The 19,674-nt window shown below is 66.8% G+C and carries 11 protein-coding genes and 6 pseudogenes; 5 read left to right on the top strand and 12 right to left on the bottom strand.

Features of this window, described 5'->3' with window-relative positions; translation table 11 throughout:
- Window positions 1–1,495 (top strand): phosphomethylpyrimidine synthase ThiC (gene thiC, locus G205_RS02475; RefSeq protein ID WP_009356576.1); only part of this gene is annotated, 1,495 nt, incomplete at its 5' end.
- A 67-nt stretch (window positions 1,496–1,562) separates the two neighbouring features.
- On the opposite strand, the gene G205_RS02470 is transcribed toward thiC, so the two are convergent.
- Complete coding sequence (locus G205_RS02470) at window positions 1,563–2,297, bottom strand: alpha/beta hydrolase (RefSeq protein WP_035751806.1); 735 nt, start codon at window positions 2,295–2,297, stop codon at window positions 1,563–1,565.
- A gap of 116 nt (window positions 2,298–2,413) precedes the next feature.
- Window positions 2,414–3,997: a signal recognition particle protein gene (gene ffh, locus G205_RS02465; RefSeq protein ID WP_009356574.1), complete on the bottom strand. Its 1,584-nt coding sequence runs from the start codon at window positions 3,995–3,997 to the stop codon at window positions 2,414–2,416.
- An 84-nt stretch (window positions 3,998–4,081) separates the two neighbouring features.
- Here ffh and G205_RS02460 point away from each other — a divergent pair.
- Window positions 4,082–5,484, top strand: a pseudogene (locus tag G205_RS02460) (glucose-6-phosphate dehydrogenase).
- Window positions 5,485–5,636: 152 nt separating this feature from the next.
- Here G205_RS02460 and G205_RS02455 read toward each other — a convergent pair.
- On the bottom strand, window positions 5,637–5,975 hold the full coding sequence (locus G205_RS02455) for a P-II family nitrogen regulator (RefSeq protein ID WP_009356573.1): 339 nt from the start codon (window positions 5,973–5,975) through the stop codon (window positions 5,637–5,639).
- Entirely contained in the window at window positions 5,972–7,336 is a 1,365-nt protein-coding gene (locus G205_RS02450) for an ammonium transporter (protein WP_009356572.1), read from the bottom strand. The genes G205_RS02455 and G205_RS02450 overlap by 4 nt, the downstream gene beginning before the upstream one ends.
- 226 nt (window positions 7,337–7,562) lie before the next feature.
- On the opposite strand from G205_RS02450, the pseudogene G205_RS02445 reads away from it, so the two are divergent.
- Window positions 7,563–8,803 (top strand): annotated as a pseudogene (locus G205_RS02445) (MFS transporter).
- A gap of 71 nt (window positions 8,804–8,874) precedes the next feature.
- Here the strand turns inward: G205_RS02445 and ftsY are convergent.
- From ftsY to coaD, 7 genes and pseudogenes are all read right to left on the bottom strand, one after another.
- Window positions 8,875–10,079, bottom strand: a pseudogene (gene ftsY, locus G205_RS02440) (signal recognition particle-docking protein FtsY).
- A gap of 12 nt (window positions 10,080–10,091) precedes the next feature.
- Window positions 10,092–13,746 (bottom strand): annotated as a pseudogene (smc, locus tag G205_RS02435) (chromosome segregation protein SMC).
- A 121-nt stretch (window positions 13,747–13,867) separates the two neighbouring features.
- A complete protein-coding gene (gene mutM / locus G205_RS02430) occupies window positions 13,868–14,839 on the bottom strand; it encodes a bifunctional DNA-formamidopyrimidine glycosylase/DNA-(apurinic or apyrimidinic site) lyase (RefSeq protein WP_009356571.1) in 972 nt (323 codons plus the stop codon).
- A gap of 3 nt (window positions 14,840–14,842) precedes the next feature.
- Window positions 14,843–15,570, bottom strand: a pseudogene (gene rnc, locus G205_RS02425) (ribonuclease III).
- A gap of 21 nt (window positions 15,571–15,591) precedes the next feature.
- Window positions 15,592–15,795: a 50S ribosomal protein L32 gene (gene rpmF / locus G205_RS02420; RefSeq protein WP_009356569.1), complete on the bottom strand. Its 204-nt coding sequence runs from the start codon at window positions 15,793–15,795 to the stop codon at window positions 15,592–15,594.
- 36 nt (window positions 15,796–15,831) lie between these two features.
- Window positions 15,832–16,356 carry a YceD family protein gene (locus G205_RS20885; protein ID WP_009356568.1) on the bottom strand — a complete coding sequence of 175 codons (525 nt, stop codon included), beginning with the start codon at window positions 16,354–16,356 and terminating at the stop codon, window positions 15,832–15,834.
- Between the two features lie 123 nt (window positions 16,357–16,479).
- Window positions 16,480–16,980 carry a pantetheine-phosphate adenylyltransferase gene (gene coaD / locus G205_RS02405; protein ID WP_035751802.1) on the bottom strand — a complete coding sequence of 167 codons (501 nt, stop codon included), beginning with the start codon at window positions 16,978–16,980 and terminating at the stop codon, window positions 16,480–16,482.
- A gap of 43 nt (window positions 16,981–17,023) precedes the next feature.
- Here coaD and G205_RS02400 point away from each other — a divergent pair, with 43 nt between their 5' ends.
- Entirely contained in the window at window positions 17,024–18,247 is a 1,224-nt protein-coding gene (locus tag G205_RS02400; RefSeq protein WP_035751800.1) for an aminotransferase class I/II-fold pyridoxal phosphate-dependent enzyme, read from the top strand.
- Window positions 18,247–19,035: a spermidine synthase gene (locus G205_RS02395; protein WP_009356565.1), complete on the top strand. Its 789-nt coding sequence runs from the start codon at window positions 18,247–18,249 to the stop codon at window positions 19,033–19,035. Before G205_RS02400 ends, G205_RS02395 begins: the two co-directional genes overlap by 1 nt.
- 3 nt (window positions 19,036–19,038) lie before the next feature.
- Here the strand turns inward: G205_RS02395 and rsmD are convergent.
- Window positions 19,039–19,667, bottom strand: a pseudogene (gene rsmD / locus G205_RS02390) (16S rRNA (guanine(966)-N(2))-methyltransferase RsmD).
- Window positions 19,668–19,674 lie beyond the last annotated feature (7 nt).

Below are 19,674 nucleotides of genomic sequence, written 5' to 3'. Positions count from 1 at the left end.
GGCCGTCCGCCGCGGCGCCGCGTCAGCCGAGTGGAAGGGCGCGCAGCCGGTGCCCCGCCGCGCCGTCGGGGGCCGGACGGTAACCCAGATGCACTACGCCCGGCAGGGCATCATCACCCCCGAAATGCGCTTCGTGGCACTGCGCGAAAACTGCGACGTGGAGCTGGTCCGCAGTGAACTGGCGGCGGGCCGCGCCATCATTCCCAGCAACATCAACCACCCTGAGTCGGAGCCGATGATCATCGGCAAGGCGTTCCTGGTGAAGATCAACGCCAACATCGGCAACTCCGCGGTCACCAGTTCCATCGCGGAAGAGGTGGACAAGCTGCAGTGGGCCACGCAGTGGGGCGCGGACACCGTGATGGACCTCTCCACCGGTGATGACATCCACACCACGCGCGAATGGATCATCCGCAACTCCCCCGTACCGATCGGTACCGTGCCCATCTACCAGGCGCTGGAGAAGGTCAACGGCGAAGCCAACAAGCTGACCTGGGAGATCTTCCGCGACACCGTCATTGAGCAGTGCGAACAGGGCGTGGACTACATGACGGTGCACGCCGGCGTCCTCCTGCGCTACGTGCCGCTGACTGCAAACCGGGTCACGGGCATCGTGTCGCGCGGCGGCTCCATCATGGCCGGCTGGTGCCTGGCGCACCACCAGGAGAATTTCCTGTACACACACTTCGATGAGCTGTGTGAGATCTTCGCCAGGTACGACGTCGCGTTTTCGCTTGGCGACGGTCTGCGGCCGGGTGCCACGGCCGACGCGAACGACGCCGCCCAGTTTGCCGAACTGGACACGCTGGCCGAGCTCACCCTGCGCGCCTGGGAGTACGACGTCCAGGTGATGGTGGAAGGTCCCGGGCACATCCCCTTCCACCTGGTCCGTGAAAACGTGGAGCGCCAGCAGGAGCTGTGCAAGGGTGCGCCCTTCTACACCCTCGGTCCCCTGGTTACCGACGTGGCACCCGGCTACGACCACATCACCTCAGCCATCGGCGCCACGGAAATCGCCCGTTACGGCACCGCGATGCTCTGCTACGTGACACCGAAGGAACACCTGGGCCTGCCCAACAAGGACGACGTCAAGACGGGGGTCATCACCTACAAGATTGCAGCGCACGCTGCGGACCTGGCGAAGGGCCACCCCGGCGCGCACGAACGCGATGACGCCCTGTCCAAGGCGCGCTTCGAATTCCGGTGGCGCGACCAGTTCGCCCTGTCACTGGATCCGGTGACCGCCGAGGCCTTCCATGACGAGACGCTTCCCGCGGAGCCGGCCAAAACGGCACACTTCTGCTCCATGTGCGGGCCCAAGTTCTGCTCCATGCGGATCAGCCAGGACATCCGGGACGAATACGGGTCCGCGGAGGCGCAGGCAGCCCTGGCGGACCGGGCAACCGGCATGCGGGAGAAGAGCCAGGAATTCCTGGCGTCGGGCGGCAAGGTCTACCTGCCGGAGCCGCGGCTGCCCGAGGCGGTCTCCCCGTAGAAACCTTCCCCTTCGTCCGGCTGGCAATTGGGGGCCGGCCGGACGGAGGGGAAGCCCGGGCGCTCCGTCAGGAGGCGCGGGCGGACCGGGCCCTGCCGACGTCGCTGATAAAGGAGCGGACGGCCCGGTCCCCGTCGGGGGAATCATGCGGCCGGTGCCCGCCGGCAGCAGTGCGGTGCACGGCTCCGGTTTCGCGGAGGTAGCCGGCAATTTCCTCGTACAGCGGTTCCCATCCACCGGTCAGGACCAGGGTAGGGACCCCGGGAACGATGTGCAGCGGCGCCTCCCAGGAGGGCGCCTGCAGCCGCAGGCGCCGGGCGGACCGCTTCTCCTCCGCGGTGGCCGGTTCCTGCAGGTCTGTGGCATAGACCCGCCGCACGAATTCGCGCTGGAAGTCTTCGTCGCTGAGCTGGTGCCGCACCTCGAACAACGGCTTCATGAGGCTGATGTGCGCCGCCGTGGCCGGCAGTTCCGCCGTCAGCGACAGGCATGCCGGTTCCACGAGGGTCAGGGAATAGACGAGATCCGGCCGTTCCACGGCAGCCATCATGGCGGCGATGGCGCCTTGGGCGTGAGCAACGATGTGGCCGCCGGCGGCGCCGCGCCCGTCATCTGCCAGCGACCTCAACACGATGGCGGTATCCGCGGCGAACGAGGATTCCACAGGTTCGGCGACGGGATCGAAGCCGTGGCGGCGCAGGAACAGGGCATCGTAGGACAGCGCCATGCCGTGCTGGCGCGGCCATGCTGCGGCACCGTAACTTCCGGCGCCGTGCACGAACACTACCCTCTGCTTGAACATGTCCCAACCCTATTCCACGGCACCGACTTCCCCGGGAGCCGCCCGGGGCGGCCAACAGCCGATGCCCGGCGGGCGTGCCGCGGAAGCATCCCCTGCCGGCCAGCCGGTGGAGGCTGCTACTTGCCGAGGAACTTGTCAAAGCCCTTGGGCAGGTTCAGCTGGGACGGGTCGAAGTCGCCGGACTGCTGGCCGAAGGCTGCACCGGTCGGGAGCGCCTTGGCGGCGTTGGCCCGGCGGGCCTCGGCGTCCTTCCGCTCCTGGGCTGCCTTGGCCGGGTTGCCGGACTTTGCCTTCTTCTTAGGTGCGTTCTTGGCGTTCTTCCGCGCCCCGCCGCCGGCACCGGGAAGGCCCGGCATGCCCGGCATTCCCGGCATGCCGCCCTGCGCCATTTTCTTCATCATCTTCTGGGCCTGGGCAAAGCGCTCCAGCAGGCCGTTGACCTCGGAGACGTGGACACCGGAACCGCGGGCGATGCGGGCGCGGCGCGAGCCGTTGATGATCTTGGGAGCCAGGCGCTCATGCGGCGTCATGGAGCGGACGATCGCTTCCACGCGGTCGATCTCGCGCTCGTCGAACTGCTCCAGCTGCTGGCGGATGTTCTGGGCACCCGGCATCATCATGAGCATTTTCTTCATCGATCCCATGTTGCGGATCTGCTGCATCTGGGCGAGGAAGTCCTCCAGGGTGAAGTCCTCCTGGTCAGCGAATTTCTTCGCCATCCGGGCGGCTTCTTCCTTGTCCCAGGACTTCTCGGCCTGCTCGATGAGCGTGAGGACATCGCCCATGTCCAGGATGCGCGAGGCCATCCGGTCCGGGTGGAACAGCTCGAAGTCGTCCAGACCTTCACCCGTGGAGGCGAACATGACCGGCTTGCCGGTGACCGACGCGACGGAAAGCGCGGCACCGCCGCGGGCGTCGCCGTCGAGCTTGGACAGGACGATGCCGGTGAAGTTCACGCCCTCATCGAAGGCCAGTGCCGTGTTCACGGCGTCCTGGCCGATCATGGAGTCGATGACGAACAGCACTTCGTTCGGCACGATGGCCCGGCGGATCTGGCGCGCCTGCTCCATCATGTCGGCGTCGACGCCCAGCCGGCCGGCGGTGTCCACGATGACGACGTCGTGCAGCTTCTGGCGGGCTTCCTCGACGCCGGCGCGGGCCACGGCCACGGGATCGCCCGCGGGCTGGTCGAGCTCAGTGGAGGTGGCGCCCGGGTGCGGAGCGAAGACGGGCACCTTGGCCCGCTCGCCCACCACCTGGAGCTGGGTGACGGCGTTGGGGCGCTGGAGGTCGCAGGCCACCAGCATGGGGCTGTGCCCCTGGGCCTTGAGCCACTTGGAGAGCTTGCCCGCGAGTGTGGTCTTACCGGCACCCTGGAGGCCCGCCAGCATGATGACGGTGGGGCCGCTCTTGGCGAGGCGGATGCGCCGGGTTTCGCCGCCGAGGATTTCGACAAGTTCCTCGTTGACGATCTTGACGATCTGCTGGCTCGGGTTCAGCGCTGCCGACACCTCGGCGCCGAGTGCGCGTTCGCGGACCCTGCCGGTGAATTCACGCACCACGGGAACGGCAACGTCCGCGTCCAGGAGGGCACGGCGGATCTCACGGACTGTGGCATCGACGTCGGCCTCAGTGAGGCGGCCCTTGCCGCGGAGATTTTTGAAGGTTGCTGTCAACCGGTCAGACAGAGAATTGAACACGCGCCGCGCACTTCTTTCAGGAGATGATCGGGACTCGACTATCTAGGGTACCAAGTCGGGCCCGCCAGATGGCATGCTGGCAAAATGACGAGCCAAACAACTGTAAAAACCCTGCTCATCCTCGGCGCTTCTGGGGATCTGACCGGCCGGCTGCTCCTTCCCGGCCTGGCGCGCCTGGTGGCACGGGGACGCGCGGGCGGGCTCCGGCTCGTCGGGGCGGGGTCGGACCCCTGGACCCCGGAGCAGTGGCGGGAACGCGTGCAGTCCTCATTCACGGCAGCCGCCGAGGCTGCCGGCGCGGACGGCAGGGATGCGCTGAAGGCGCTGGAGAAGGAGACCGTCTACCACCAGCTGGATGTCACCGGCGCAGGGTCCCTGCGTCGCTGCTGAACAGCCTTGAGGGACCGGTGGCAGTGTACTTCGCGCTCCCCCCGAAGATCAGCCAGCTTGCCTGCGAAGCACTGCGGCCGGAGGATGTCCCGCCCGGGACCCGGCTGGTGATGGAGAAGCCGTTCGGTTCAAGCGAGGAATCAGCGCGCTCCCTCAACCGGACGCTGGTGCGGCTCGTCCCCGAGGACCACGTCCACCGGGTGGACCATTTCCTCGGCAAGGCCACCGTGCTAAACATCCTGGGGCTGCGCTTCGCGAACAACTTCCTGGAGCCGGTCTGGAACCGGCACCACGTCGAAAAGGTGGAAATCATCTTCGACGAGGACCTCGCCCTGGAAGGACGCGCCCGCTATTACGACGGCGCCGGCGCCCTCCGGGACATGATCCAGAGCCACCTCCTGCAGATCATGGCGCTGCTGGCCATCGAACCTCCCGCCACCATCCGCGAGCGCGACCTGCGGGACGCCATCTCCGCCGTACTGCGCGCCAGCAGCGTCAACACCCCGCTGGCCGCCTGCACCCGGCGGGCACGCTACACGGCCGGGACGGCAGCGGGGAAGAATGTCCCCGACTATGCCAGGGAAGACGGCGTGGACCCGAAGCGCGGAACCGAGACCCTCGCCGAGATCGAGGTCGGAATCGACAACTGGCGGTGGAAGGGCGTCCCCTTCATCCTCCGTTCGGGCAAGGCCCTCGGCGCCAAACGCAAGGAGGCAATTGTCACGTTCCGGCCGGTGCCGCACCTTCCCGCGGGCTTCACGGGTGTTGACTCCCCCAACCAGCTGCGGATCGGTTTCGGTCCCGACACCCTGCAGTTCGACGTGGACGTGAACGGTCCGGGCGATATTTTCAGCCTCAGCCGCGCGACCCTCGAAACCGAACTCAGTGCGTCGGACCTGCTTCCCTATGGGGAAGTCCTCGAAGGGGTGCTGGCGGGCGATCCGCTGCTCTCGGTCCGGGGCGACACGGCAGAGGAATGCTGGCGGATCGTTGAGCCTGTGCTCACGGCGTGGCAGCAGGACGCGGTGCTGCTTGAGGAGTACGACGCCGGCTCGGCCGGTCCCGCAGCGTGGCCCACCACCGGACGGCGCGGGTAGGCCGCACGCCGTCCTGGGCCTGCCCCTGCCTGCTTCCCGGCACCGGCACCGGCGCAGCGGCTTACGGGGTACAGCAGCTTTCCGGGACAGCAAAAGCGGGCGGATACCTTCCGGTATCCCGCCCGTTTTTCTCTGCCTGCTGACTGCCCTGCCTAGATTGCGGCTACTCCGCGTTCGCCGGTCCGGACCCGGACGGCTTCAAAGACGTCCACTGTCCAGACCTTGCCGTCCCCGGCGCGGCCGGTGTTGGAGCTGGCGATGATCACGTCCAGGATGTCGTCCGCCTGCTCATCCGTGGCCAGCACCTCCACCCGGATCTTGGGCAGGAGATCCACGTTGTATTCCGCTCCGCGGTAGACCTCCGTGTAGCCGCGCTGCCGGCCGTAACCGCTGGCCGCGCTGACCGTCAGGCCCTGTACGCCGTAGGCTTCCAGTCCTTCCCGGATTGTTTCGAGCTTTTCCGGCCTGACGATTGCAGTGATCAGTTTCATGCCCCCACGCTTTCCTTACCTGTTGCTGATTCGTTCTGCTGTGCAGCCTTCGCCGGCTGCGCAGCGGAGTCCTGCTGGCCCTTGCCCGTAATCATGTCGTGCAGCGGCTGGAAGGAGCCGCCGTGGCCGCCCACACCGAACTCGTATGCCGTTTCGGCGTGCAGGCTCAGGTCCACGCCCACGGTTTCCTGTTCCTGGGAGACCCGGAAGCCCATGGTCTTGTGGATGGCAAGGGCGATGATGAGCGTCAGGATTGCCGAGTAGGCGATGGCGATGCCGGCCGCTGCGAGCTGGGCCCACATCTGGGCCATGCCGCCGCCGTAGAAGAGGCCGCCGCCCACGCCGTCGGTGGGGAGGGCGATGAAGCCCAGGGCCACCGTGCCGATGATGCCGGACACAAGGTGCACGCCGACGACGTCGAGCGAGTCATCGAAGCCCCAGCGGAACTTGAGGCCGACTGCGAGGGCGGAAGCCACACCTGCCACGACGCCGAGGCCGAGGGCACCCACCGGGCTGACGTTGGCGCAGGCCGGGGTGATGGCAACCAGGCCGGCAACCACGCCGGAGGCGGCACCGAGTGACGTGGGGTGTCCGTCGCGGATGCGCTCGGTAACAAGCCAGCCGAGCATCGCGGCGGCGGGAGCGGCGAGGGTGTTGACCCAGATGAGGCCGCCCTGTTCTGCGGAAGAGGCGAGGCCGCCGTTGAAGCCGAACCAGCCGAACCACAGGATGGCAGCGCCGAGCATGACGAACGGGATGTTGTGCGGGCGGTGGTTGGGGTCCTTGCCGAAGCCCTTGCGGTTGCCGATGATGAGGACCAGGATCAGGGCCGCCACGCCGGCGTTGATGTGGACGACAGTGCCGCCTGCGAAGTCGATGGCCGGGCCGAGCGCCTGGCCGATGGCGCCTTCCTCACCGAAGAGGCCGCCGCCCCACACCATGTAGGCAAGGGGGCAGTACACCAGGGTGACCCAGACGGGCACGAAGACGCTCCATGCGCCGAACTTGGCGCGGTCGGCGATTGCGCCGCTGATCAGGGCCACGGTGATAATGGCGAAGGTTGCCCCGTAGCCCACCAGGATGAGGCCGTCCGGCGAATCCGCCGTGTTGACTCCCTCGAGGCCGAAGCTCGCGAACGGGTTCCCGACGATCTGCAGGAAGCCGTCACCGCCCGTCATGGAGTAGCCCCACAGTACCCACACAACACTCACGATGCCGATGGAGATGAAGCTCATCATCATCATGTTCAGTGCTGCCTTGGCACGGGTCATGCCGCCGTAGAAAAATGCCAGACCTGGTGTCATGAGCAGCACGAGCGCTGCCGCCACCATGAGCCATACGTGACCTGCGGTAAGTTCCATGGTGCACGTCCTCTCTCATCCGAATGTTGCGGAGTCTTCCGCCTGCCAACGCCTTTTGCGTCCTGTAAAAAGTGTGTCGGCGGCGTGTTTCGCCCGGAGAGGATTTAGATTGCCGGTCTGTTACAAGAACCTCTAGGAAGTAAATGGTGCATATCCGGGTTGTTACGGTTGTGTTTCACTACCCCAGCCGCACCCCCGCAACCCACTGTGCAAGGAACTTCGCTTCATGACTGCAGCACCCCGCGTGAGCGGCGCCACATCAAGGATTTTGGCCCGCCTTCGGCCACGGCGGGACAAGCTCCCGCGCGATATCAAGGTGATGCTGGTTGCGGCGTTCCTGATTGCCCTCGGATTCGGGCTTGTTGCGCCCGTATTGCCGCAATTCGCCACAACCTTCGGGGTAGGAAACACCGAGGCTGCGGTGATCGTTGCCATCTTCGCCTTCATGCGGCTGATCTTTGCGCCGGCGGGCGGCACGCTGATCGGCCGGCTGGGTGAGCGGCCGGTCTATGTCGCGGGGCTGCTGATCGTGGCGGCCTCCACGGCAGCCTGCGCCTTCGCCGGGAACTATTGGCAGTTGCTGCTCTTCCGCGGGCTGGGCGGTGCCGGGTCGGTGATGTTCACCGTCGCCTCCATGGCGCTGGTGGTGCGCTTGGCCCCGCCGGAGAGCCGGGGCCGGGTATCCGGGGCCTACGCGTCCGCGTTCCTGGTCGGCAATGTGTGCGGACCCATCGTGGGCGGCCTGCTGGCCGGGTTCGGCCTCCGCATTCCGTTCCTGGCCTATGCCGCCGCCCTGGTGGTGGCCGCCGTCGTGGTCCAAACCCAGCTGAGCCACCAGCGCCGCGGGTCAACTGAGGGGCGGACGAAGGCCCCCGACATGCCGTTCGGCGAAGCCCTGGCAACCGGGGCCTACCGGTCGGCGCTGTTCTCCAGCTTCGCCAACGGATGGGCGACGTTTGGAGTCCGGATGGCCACGGTTCCACTCTTTGCGGCTGCTGCCTTTGGTTCCGGACCGGAAGCTGCGGGCATTGCCTGGCAGTCTTCGCCGGTGGAAATGCGCTGGCCCTGACCGTCTCGGGGCGGCTGGCCGACACGCTGGGACGGAAGCCGATGATGATCTGGGGCCTGCTGGTGGCGGGGCTGGCTACTGCGGGCATCGGCTTCACCCAGGACCTGTGGTGGTTCCTGGCCGCCTCGGCGCTGGCCGGAATCGGGTCGGGGCTGTTCGGCCCCGCGCAGCAGGCTGCCGTTGCGGACGTGATCGGCAACGGACGGTCCGGCGGCAAGGTACTTGCGGTCTACCAGATGGTGTCCGACGTCGGCGCGATCGCGGGGCCGGTCCTGGCCGGCGTCCTGGCTGACCGGCTCGGCTTCGGCTGGGCTTTCGGCGTAACCGGCGGCATCATGCTGGTGGCGGCCTGCACGTGGCTGGCCACGCGCGAAACCCTGCGCCAGGCGAAGCCTTAAAAGCCGGGAGCCGGCACCCGGCCTGGTCAAGGCCCGGGTACCGGCTCCGGACACCGCTAGTTGAATTGCATCTAGTTCAGCAGCGCGTCAACAAAGCCTTCGGCTTCGAACGGGGCGAGGTCGTCCGCCCCTTCACCCAGCCCGATGAGCTTCACGGGGACGCCCAGGCTCTTCTGGATGGCGACGACGATGCCGCCCTTGGCCGTTCCGTCCAGCTTGGTCAGGACGATGCCGGTGATATTGACCACTTCCGAGAAGACCCGGGCCTGGTTCAGGCCGTTCTGGCCGGTGGTTGCATCCAGGACCAGCAGGACCTCGTCCACCTCGGCGAGCTTTTCGATGACGCGTTTGACCTTGCCGAGCTCGTCCATGAGGCCCACCTTGTTCTGAAGGCGGCCCGCGGTGTCGATCATGACCACATCGACTTCCTGGTTGATGCCCGCCTTGACGGCCTCATAGGCAACGGAGGCCGGATCGGCGCCGTCGATGTCCGACTTCACCGTGGGAACCCCCACCCGCTGGCCCCAGGTTGCCAGCTGTTCGGCGGCAGCGGCGCGGAAGGTGTCCGCGGCTCCCAGCAGGACGTCCTTATCCTCGGCGACCAGCACTCGGGCGAGCTTGCCCACCGTGGTGGTCTTGCCCACGCCGTTGACACCCACCACCATCATGACGGCCGGCTTGTCGGCGTGCCGTTGGACGTTGAGGCTGCGGTCCATCGTCGGGTCCACAAGCTTGATGAGTTCTTCCCGCAGCAGTGCCTTGACCTGCTCGGGTGTCCGGGTGCCAGCACCTTGACCCGCTCGCGCAGGGCGTCCACCAGCTGCATGGTGGGTTCGGTCCCAAGGTCTGCCAGCAGCAGCGTTTCCTCGACTTCGTCCCAGACGTTCTCGTCGATCTTGTCGCTGGAGAGCAGGGCCAGCAGGCCCTTGCCCATGATGTTGTTGGAGCGGACAAGCCGCTCCCGCAGGCGGACCAGGCGCCCTGCGACGGGCAGCGGGGTTTCCACCGGGATGACTTCCAGCCCGGCCGCATCGTCCGGGACCGTGGTGGTGTCCAGGTCCGCGACGTCGACGCCGGCCGGCGCCTTCCGGTCCGCCGCCGGGACCGGGCGTTCATCGACGAGCGTGCTGCCGCCGGGCACTTCGGGGTCGTTTGCATCACGCGTGCCCGGGTACTGGGTGATGTTCTTCCGAGTCTTCAGCAGGACAGGAATCAGCCCGCCGATAACCGCCAGGGCAGCAACAATGGACAGAATAATGGGAAGGATGTCATTCACTCCCCTAGCTTCTCACAACGAAGCAGGCGCCTTTGGCGGCTCCGCGGCGCCCGCCCCGCCGCAACGGGGCCCGGACCGCGGCGCTACGCGTCGGCCCCCAGGCGCTGGCTGATCACCGTGGAGACGCCGTCGCCCCGCATCGTGACGCCGTACAGGGCGTCAGCGACTTCCATGGTGCGTTTCTGGTGGGTGATGACAATGAGCTGGCTTGACTCCCGCAGTTCCTCGAAGATGGTGATGAGCCTGCCCAGGTTGGTGTCGTCAAGGGCGGCCTCCACCTCGTCCATCACGTAGAAGGGTGAGGGACGGGCCTTGAAGATCGCCACCAGCAGGGCAACGGCGGTCAGGGACCGTTCGCCGCCGGAGAGCAGTGAGAGCCGCTTGATCTTCTTGCCTGCCGGGCGCGCCTCGACGTCGATGCCGGTGGTAAGCATGTCGGAAGGGTCGGTGAGGACCAGCCGTCCCTCGCCGCCGGGAAAGAGCCGTTCGAAGACCCTGACGAACTGCGCCTGGGTGTCCTCGAACGCCTCGGTGAAGACGCGCTGGACGCGAAGGTCCACTTCCTTGATGATGTCCAGCAGGTCCTTGCGGCTAGCCTTAAGGTCCTCAAGCTGGGTGCTGAGGAACTGGTGGCGTTCCTCCAGTGCCGCGAATTCCTCGAGTGCCAGCGGGTTTACCCTGCCCAGGCTGGCGAGGTCGCGTTCGGCTTTCCGGAGCCGCTTTTCCTGCTCTGACCGGTTGAAGGGTTTTCCTTCCAGGATTTCTTCCCCGCCGGCGTCCACGGGGGCCCGCAGGGCGGCCCATTTGTCCCCACTTTCCTCTGCCGGGACCGGCACCGGCACGTGCGGCCCGTAGTCGCTGACCAGGCGTCCGGAGTGATGCCGAGTTCGTCCACCGACCGGGTTTCCAACGCCTCGATCTGCGCACGCTGCCTCGCGCGGGCCAGCTCGTCGCGATGCACGTTGTCTGTCAGCTCGGCGAGTTCCCGGGCCAGCGCATCATTGGTACTCCTGACGTCTTTCAGGCCCTGCTCGCGCAGCTCACGGTTCTCTTCGGCGCGGTCCCGTTCAGTTGCGGCGATCGCGACGGAAACATCCACGTGGCGGAGCGCGGCCTCGACCGCGGCCACGACTGCCGCGGCACGCCGGGCCTGGATGCGCCGGCGCCTGGCCCGTTCGGCTGCTTCCTCCCGGGCACGGCGCTCTGTGGCGGCCGCACGTTCCAGGGAAGCAACGCGGTTGCGGGTGGCGGCCAGCTGCTCTTCGGCGCTGCGCAGCGCCAGCCTCGCCTCCACCTCGGCGGCCCGGGCGGAGGACGCCGCCCTGGCGAGCGCGTCCCGGTGCCCAGTGGACGGTTCCTGCTCCACCGGTGCCTCCTGCGCCGCGGCAAGGCGGGCGGCGACGGCCGCGAGTGCTTCCTGTTCCGACGCCACGTTGGCTTCGGCTTTGGCGAGGGAGGCGGCAAGCCGGTCGCTCTCGCCGGCGGCGCTGCGGAGGACGGAGTTGAGGTGGCCCAGCCGTTCCGCGACGGCGGCAAGGCGGGCATCCGACTCGTGCAGCCGGTCGAGGGCGGCGTCCGCCCGTTCCTGCGCTTCGGCGCGGCGTGCTTCGGCGCCGGCCAGGGCGAACCTGTTCTGCTCGATGGCCGCAGTGACGACTGCAAGCTGCTGTGCGGCGTCGTCGACGGCGGCCTGGACCTCCAGCAGCGACGGCGCCTTGGCGGAGCCTCCCGTGGCAGAGACGGCGGTGAGGATGTCACCGGCACGGGTCACGGCGCTGATCCTGGGCCGGCTGGATGCCAGTGCAATTGCCGCTGCAATATCTTCGACGATGGCGGTCCCGAACAGCAGGTGCCTGGCCACGTCCGGGCCGGGGCCGCTGCCGCCAATCAGGTCGCCGGCCCACTGGGCTCCGGCCGGCAGGCTGTCCGCGTTCCTGCCCTGCCCGGCTTCGGCGGCGGACCGGAGCAGCAGCGTGGCGCGGCCGGCGTCGTCGTCCTTGAGCAGCTGCAGGACAGTGGCCGCCGTTTCGGCGTCCCGCACCAGCACAGCATCGGAGGCCTCCCCCAGCGCCGCGGCGATGGCGGTCTCGTATCCAGGTTCCACCGCCAGTTCCCCTGCGACGCTGCCTTCGATGCCTGCGACGCCGGACTGCAGGACGTGCCGTGCACCGTCCTTGCGGTCCAGGCCGAGCTTGAGTGCGTCCCTGCGCGCCGCCAGGGCATCACGCTTGCGGATGCCCTCGTTGACTTCGGACTTGAGGCGCGCAATGTCGTCAAGGACTGCCTCCAGCGCAGCACTGGCGTCCTCATAGTCGGCGTCGAGCGATTCCTCGCCCTCTTCAACTCCCGCCACCTGGTTTTCCAGCGCCGTGAACTCTTCCTGGGCGCGGGCACGGCGTTCCACCCCGGCCGCAAGCGATTCCCGCAACCTGCCGAGTTCAGCCTGTGCGGATTCCACCCGCGACCTGGCTGCCGCCACCTGCCCGGCCAGCCTTGCCAGGCCCTCCCGCCGGTCAGCAGCGGCGCGAAGCTGGGCCGTGAGCCGCTGGTCTTCGGCGGTCGCGGCCTGCTCGGCCCCGGCTTTTGCCGACGTGGCCGCTTCCAGTGCACTCCGCCGGTCCAGAATCGTCCGCTCGAGTTCGGCCAGTTCCTCGCGCACCCGGGCAGCCTGCCGTTCCAGCTGTTCCGGGTCCCGGCCGGAGGCGGGCGCGGCGTCAGCCGAGCCGAGCAGGCGGCTGCGTTCGCGGGCAAGCGATCCGAGGGACCGGAGCCGCTCCCGGGCGGCGGACAACTGGTACCAGGTGTCCCGGGCTGCGTTGAGCCTGGGCGTGGCCTCTGCCGCCATCTGCTCCAGTGCTGCCTGCTGCCGCCGGCCGGTTTCCAACTCATGTTCAACGACGCCGCGCCGTGCCTTGAGGGCGGCTTCGTCCGCGACGTCCTGTTCCAGGGCGAGCTGCAACTGGACCAGGTCGTCGGCCAGAAGGCGGGCGCGTGCGTCGCGGACATCGAACTGGACCCGCTGCGCACGCCGGGCAACCTCGGCCTGCTTGCCGAGCGGCGTGAGCTGGCGCCGGAGTTCGCCGGTGAGGTCGGTGAGGCGCTGGAGGTTCGCCTGCATCGCCTCGAGCTTGCGGACGGTCCGTTCCTTGCGGCGCCGGTGCTTGAGGATGCCGGCGGCCTCCTCGATGAAACCGCGCCGGTCCTCCGGTGTGGCGTGCAGGACCCGGTCCAGCTGCCCCTGGCCCACGATCACATGCATTTCCCGGCCAAGTCCTGAATCGGACAGCAGCTCCTGGATGTCCAGCAGGCGGCACGATGCCCCGTTGATGGCGTACTCAGACCCGCCGGTCCTGAAGAGGGTGCGGGAGATGGTGACTTCGCTGTATTCGATGGGCAGGGCGCCGTCGGAATTGTCGATGGTGAGGGACACGTGCGCCCGGCCCAGCGGAGGCCGGCCCGAGGTGCCCGCGAAGATGACGTCCTCCATCTTGCCCCCGCGAAGGGTCTTGGCGCCCTGCTCCCCCATGACCCAGGCCAGCGCGTCCACCACGTTGGACTTGCCGGAACCGTTGGGGCCGACTACCGCGGTGACCCCCGGCTCGAAGTCGAAGGTGGTTGCCGACGCAAAGGACTTGAACCCCCGGACGGTGAGGCTTTTGAGGTGCAAGGCGTTTCGGATCTCCTCGGTGGCTGCAGCTGCTGCTTGGAACTCCCAAATTTACTGGGTTCGCGGCCAAAGTCCCGGATTCCCGCGGTTGTCCCCCGCAAGTGGTCCCGGTTGCAGGCGGTTACCAGCGTCCGTTGCGCGGCCGCGGCTGGCAGACCGGGCAGGTGTGGGATGAGCGGTTCATGAACTGCTCCCGGCGGATGGTGGCGTGGATTCCTGCTGCGGCGCACCGCTTGCAGGGCTCACCTTCGCGGCCGTAGGCATTCAGTGACCGGTCGAAGTAGCCGGAGGCACCGTTCACGTTGACGTAGAGGGAATCGAAGCTGGTTCCACCCGCGGCAAGGGCGTCAAGCATGACCTGGCGGGCGCTTTCCAGGACTCTTTCGGCCTCGGCCCTGCGCAGGGTGTCGGTGGGCCGGGCATAGTGCAGTTTGGCAGCCCACAGGGCTTCGTCGGCGTAGATGTTACCGATTCCTGAGACCAGTCCCTGGTCCAGCAATGCGCGCTTGAGTCCGGTTTTGCGCTTGCGGAGGCGGCGGAAGAAGAGGTCGAAGGAGAAGGCCGGGTCCAGCGGGTCCCGGGCGATGTGCGCAGCCTCTTCCGCAATCAGTGCGAGGGGGGACTCGGCAAGGCCGCCCGGACCGCCGTCGTCCGTGGGGACCATCGCCGTGACGAACAGTCCGCCGAAGATCCGCTGGTCCACGAACCGCAGCTGTTCCGGCATGCCGTCACTGCGGCTGAGCCGGAACCGCACCTTGAGGTGCTTTTCGTCGGGAACGTCCCGGTCCTGCATCAGGAGCTGGCCGCTCATTCCAAGATGCGCCATCAGCGCCACCGCCGGGACGTCGCCGCTTCCGTTCATTTGCCGGCCTTGCAGGCCGGCGCGGTCCAGCAGCGGCATCCACAGGAACTTGCCCCGGCGCACGACGTCCGCCACCACCGCACCCTCAAGATTGCCGATGAAATCTTCGGTTCCCAGGGCATGGCGCCGGATGGAACGCGGGTCCAGGACGTCGACGGCTTCGATGGTGCGGCCACGGACCCAGCTCACCAGGCCGCGGCGCACCACTTCCACCTCGGGCAGTTCGGGCATGCGCTACTTCGCTGCTACGGAACCAGCCGACGTGCCGGATGCGTCGGTGGATTTGGCTCCGGACAGGACACGCCAGGCGTCGGCGGCGGCTTCCTGCTCCGCTTCCTTCTTGGAGTGGCCGGAGCCCTTGCCGTAGGCCGTCCCGCCAATGTTCAGGACCGCCGTGAACGTCCGGGCATGGTCCGGGCCGGCGCCGTCCACCGCGTAGTGGATGGTGCCCAGCTGCCGGCTGGCCGCAAGCTCCTGGATGCTGGTCTTCCAGTCGGTACCGGCGCCCAGCACGGCAGCGTCCTTCAGCAGCGGACCAATCAGCCGCATGACCAGCTGGCGGGCGGTCTCGATGTCATTGGACACGTAGGTGGCACCGATCAGCGCCTCCATGGTGTCGGCCAGGATCGACGCCTTGTTCTTGCCTTCGGTGAGCTTTTCGCCCTGTCCAAGGTAGATGTACTCGCCGATGCCGAGCTGCGCCCGATGTTGGCCAGGGCACGGGTACTGACCACTGCGGACCGCCGCTTTGCCAGGTCCCCTTCGGGAAGGTCCGGATTGTCCCGGTAGAGGGCATCCGTCACCGAGAACCCCAGGATGGAGTCACCCAGGAATTCGAGCCGTTCGTTGGTGGGAATGCCGCCGTTCTCGTAGGCGTAGGAACGGTGTGTCAGCGCAAGACGAAGCGTCCCGGCGTCAATAGTGACACCGAGACGCTTCAGAAGCTCTTCAGTTGAAGACATCTGGTCAGCCTGAGTGGCCGATTAGACGTCAGCGACCTTGCGGCCCTTGTACTCAAGGAACAGCGCAGTGCCAGCAGAGTCGGTAACGACCTTCGCCTGGTGCGGCAGGCTGTATGTAACCTGGCCGTTCTCAACGGTCTTCACCAGGTGGGGGGCGGTCGCCTTCCACTGCGAGCGGCGGGCGCGGGTATTCGAGCGAGACATTTTCCGCTTGGGAACAGCCACGGCTAACTCATTTCTCTCTAGACAAACACGTACAAATCAATTTTGCCGGTCAGGCTTAGCCATATCAGCTAGGGCAGCCCAGCGAGGATCAATGACCTCGTGGTGGTGCCCCGGCTCGTCTTCCAGGCGAGCTCCGCATTCGGAGCAAAGGCCCTGGCAGTCTTCCCGGCACACCGGCTGGAACGGCAGCATGGTAACAACCGCGTCCCGCAACACCGGTTCAAGATCGATTAGATCGTGCTCGACTCGACGTTGCTCTTCATCATCTTCTCCGTCCGAAAGCTCAGCGCCTTCGTAGAAGAAAAGTTCTTGCACATTGACCTCCAGGTCATACGCAAGGGGATCCAGGCATCGGCCGCATTCACCGGTTACTTCGGTGAGGGCGGTTCCTGATACCAGAATTCCTTCGTGTACGGCCTCAAGCCTCAGATCCAGCTCGACATCCGAGCCTTCCTGAACACCAATGAGCGGCACACCAAGATCACTTGGTGCGGGTACATGTTCCTTCAGCGTCCGCATGCTTCCCGGGCTTCGACCGAGATCCTTGACATCGAACACCAAGGGCGAACCAGCATCTCTTTTAATGAGAACTCCTGTTGAACATATGACCGACGTACTATTTTAGCCTGAAGAATCCCGGGGACTCAAACCGGGGTGCCGGCGGGCTCGAAGTACCGGACAAGCCTACCGCCTGGGCTGCTGATCCTGCGCAGGCTCGCCAGCAAGCATCCGCCGCTGCACAGACCTGGGCACATAGTCGGACACGCTGCCGCCCAGGCCGGCCACTTCCTTGATGAGGGTGGACGACAGGTGGACATAGTGGGCCTCTGCGGGCAGGAACACGGTCTCCACGCCGCTGAGCTGGCGGTTCATGGTTGCCATGGGCAGTTCGTAGTCGAAATCCGAAGAGGACCTGAGCCCCTTCACGATCGCGGACACACCGCGCTGGCGGCAGTACTCCGCAAGCAGGCCCTCCCCCACGGGCTCAACAACGATTCCCTTGAGCGAGGCCAGGGTTTCCCGGGCCATCTCCAGCCTCTCGTCCAGGGTGAACCTGTACTTCTTGGCGTAATTCGTGGAGATGGCCACAATGACTTCATCAAAAAGGCCGGCCGCCCGCGCAATAACCTCAAGATGGCCGTTGTGGATGGGGTCGAAGGATCCTGGGCAGACAGCTCGTCTCATGCTCCGAACCTACCCCATTAAAAGCCCGGGATAACATGACTTGATGCATCCTCGACCGGAACCTTCCCCAGCTCCTGCCCCCTGGCAGCGCACGGCGCTCGGCGCCAATCTCCTGGCGCCCGACGGCGGACTGGGCGTGACGATCTTCGAGGAAATGACCGGGCTGGCCGTCCGTACCGGAGCGATCAACCTGGGCCAGGGCTTCCCGGATGAGGACGGTCCGCTGGAAATCTGTGAGGCGGCCCGCGCCGTCATCAGCTCAGGGGCGAACCAGTACGCCCCGGGCAAGGGCCTCCCGCTGCTGCGGGAGGCGGTGGCGGCGCACCAGGAGCGCTTCTATGGCCTGGCCCCGGACCCCGAAACAGAGGTGGTCATCACCACCGGAGCCACCGAAGGCATCGCCGCGTCCCTCCTTGCCTTCGCCCGCCCCGGCGACGAAGTGCTCACCTTCGAGCCCTTTTACGATTCCTATGGGGCGGTGATCGGCCTCGCTGGTGCCACCCATGTGACGGCACCGCTTGCGGCGCCGGACTTCCTCCCGGACATGGCCGCCCTCGAAGCTGCCTTCAGCCAACGGACCCGGGTTGTGCTGCTCAACAATCCCCACATTCCCACCGGGGCCGTCTTCCCGCGCAGCGTCCTGCAACGGATCGTGGAGCTGGCCCGGAAGTACGACAGCATCATCATCACGGACGAGGTTTATGAGCACCTGACGTTCGGCATCAGCCACACCCCGGTGGCCGGCCTTCCCGGGGCAGCAGAGCGGACCATCACCATCTCCTCGGCCGGAAAGACCTTTTCGCTCACCGGCTGGAAAGTGGGCTGGCTCTCCGGCCCGGCGGAACTGGTGGCGGCGGCGCGGACCGTGAAGCAGTTCCTCACGTACAGCTCCGGGACGCCCTTCCAGGCGGCGATTGCAGCCGGACTGGCCCTGCCGGATGACTTCTTCAAGGGCATCGCCGCTGACCTGGAGCGCAAGCGGGACATCCTCAGTGCCGGCCTGCGCGCCGCCGGCTTTGATGTCTTCTCCCCGCAGGGCACCTATTTCGTCAACGTGGACACGGCCCCCCTGGGCATCACGGACTCGGTGGACCTTGCCAGGCGCCTGCCTGCCCTGGTGGGCGTGGCGGCAATACCGGTCCCGGTGTTCTGCCACCCGGAAGGAGCGGAACGGACGCGCAGCCTGCTCCGGTTTGCGTTCTGCAAGAAGGCCGCCGTCCTTGAGGAAGCAGCCGGAAGGCTGGCCACCCTCAGCGAAAAGCTCTGATGTCCGCCGGGAATGCGGGCCATGCCACCAGGTTCCTGCGCAGCACGGGCCAGCACGCAGCTATTGATCCTGACAGCTTCACGGAGGGCAGCTATGTGTTGAGTATCGGCGGCGCCGAACAGTCCCACGTCAACCTGGGCCACCCGGAAGAGATTTTTTACGAGTACCTCCGCAGGATCGGGCACCTGGTAGACCTTGCAGCCCCGCCGGGAGAACCGATCCGGGCGCTGCACCTGGGCGCCGGAGCACTGACGCTGGCCCGTTACATCCAGGCCACCCGGCCGGGGTCACTGCAGTATGCAGTGGAACTGGAGCGTGAACTGCTCGATTTTGTCCTGCGCCAGCTTCCTCTCCCGGAGGGAACGGATCTCCACACCATTACCGGGGATGCCAGGGATGCACTGGATGAACTGGACCCGGAGCTCAGCTTCGACGTCATCATCCTCGATATTTTTTCGGGGCCTGAAGCACCAGCCCATCTTGCCTGCGCCGGCTTCTACCGGGAAGCGCGGGAGAAGCTGGGCCCGGAGGGCGTGCTGGTGGTCAACGTGGGCGACGAGCCGGGCCTGACGCTGGTGCGCAGCCAGGTGACCGCGATGCGGCAGGCGATGGCCGATGTGGCCGCCATCGCAGAAGCGGGCATGTTCGAGGGCCGGTACCCCGGCAACATCATACTGGCGGGCACACAGGTGCCATGGCCAAGGGAGTGGTCCGTGGAACTCACGGCCCGCGGCCCGCACCCCGCCAGGGTGCTCGCCGGAGTGGATCTCGATCCCCTGGCGGGCTGACGCCTATTGGCTTTGCCCCTCCGCCTCTGCCGCCTCCGGGATATCATCGCCGGCAATTGCGTCCGGCACATTCGGCTCGGCAAACCACAGCCTGGTTTCGCCGTATTTCTTTTCCGCGAACCGTGCCAGGCTTCCGGGCCATTCCGGCTCCGGCGAACGGGATGAGCGTTCCACCACGACGACCGCCGACGGAGCGAGATGCGGGGCCAGTTTCGCCAGCACAGCGGACACTGCCAGCTCCTCAAGGGATATGGCGGGTCCAGGAAGACCAGGTCCCAGGTTGTGGCCGGTGCGGCACGCTCCAGGAACGGCTCAACCCTGGACCGGTGCACCGTTACCGCCTTGCGCCCCAGGACCCCGTTGAGGAGGTCCGCGTTCCGCTGGCAGACAGCGCTGGCCTTGGCATCGGATTCCACCAGCTCCACGGACTGTGCGCCGCGGCTGCCACTTTCGATTCCCAGCGAGCCGGAGCCGGCATAAAGATCCAGCACCCGGGCGCCGGAGATGACGTCGAAAGCGTCAAGGCGGGAAAACAGTGCCTCCTTGACGCGGTCGGTGGTGGGGCGGGTCAAGGAGCCCGGAACCGCTGACAGCGGGGTGCCGCCGGCGGCACCGGCTATGATCCGGCTCATTCTGGCC

The organism is Arthrobacter nitrophenolicus (assembly GCF_000332815.1).
GTDB lineage: Bacteria > Actinomycetota > Actinomycetes > Actinomycetales > Micrococcaceae > Arthrobacter > Arthrobacter nitrophenolicus.
Note: the sequence above shows the minus strand (reverse complement) of the source record. Positions and strands in the feature narration are given on the sequence as shown.